The sequence below is a fragment of the Protofrankia sp. Cr1 genome (assembly GCF_963555865.1).
In the GTDB taxonomy this organism is placed as follows: domain Bacteria; phylum Actinomycetota; class Actinomycetes; order Frankiales; family Frankiaceae; genus Protofrankia.
In genome coordinates, this window is the sequence record NZ_CAUVXO010000267.1 from 2,145 (window position 1) to 2,949 (window position 805).

General features: G+C 67.0%; 1 protein-coding gene. It reads right to left on the reverse strand.

What is annotated here, in order from left to right; genetic code table 11:
• Positions 1–741, reverse strand: a 741-nt coding sequence (locus U9980_RS18560) for a thiopeptide-type bacteriocin biosynthesis protein (protein ID WP_322769073.1), incomplete at its 3' end; no start/stop codon positions are given.
• Positions 742–805: the final 64 nt, after the last annotated feature.

Below are 805 nucleotides of genomic sequence, written 5' to 3' on the forward strand. Positions count from 1 at the left end.
CGTGACGATCGCCGCCCCTGTTGGCTCGGCCAGTAGCACGCGTAGCTGCGTGCTGAGCTTGAGTATTCGTTCCGCGTCAGTATCGCGGGGAGCGGGACGCAGAGCGGCGACGCGAGCGAAGACGTCGCCGCGCTCGAACGAGTCGAGTCCAGCGGCGGCGAGCATGGCACCGATGAGCACGGTTGACAGCTCGCGCCGTCCGATTGTCGGGTCGGCGCGGCGGGCGTAGTCGAGAGATCCTCGACTGTCCGCGCAGAACAGTTCATGCGCGATGTCCATCCCGATGGGCCCGCCGAACGCGTGCGTCTCCGGCTCGTAGACCCCTGGCTGCCAGCCAGCGATAGTCCCGTTTCGGGTCAGGTCGCTGAGCAGATCATCGATGGCAAGCGGATCGGCGTCCCGCAGACGGATGCGCCAGTACGGGTGCTTGCGGAGAAACCACCATCTGGTGAGCACGCCGTTTCGCGGCTCGTCGAGTAGCGGGCCAAGGACGGTGGCTACGGTTCGTTCGGAAAGCTCCCAGTCGGCAAAGGCAATCCGGGCGTGGTACCAGCACTGCGCTGACTGTTGTTCCAAGGCAGCGGTTCCGGCGGTGTGGTAAGCGTCGATAGCGTCCTGGAGATCTGCGGCGGCCAGGCCACAGCCGGCGGCCACGTGCGCTGGGTTGTGGCCAGCGAGGACGGCGCGCACGGCGTCCGCGACTTGGTCGGCGGGCGCGATGGTTAGGCGATCAGCAGGCATGAGTCCCATCCCGAGAGAGGCAACGCGGCGCGACGTGCTCCCTCCAGAGCCAGGTTCACGCCAA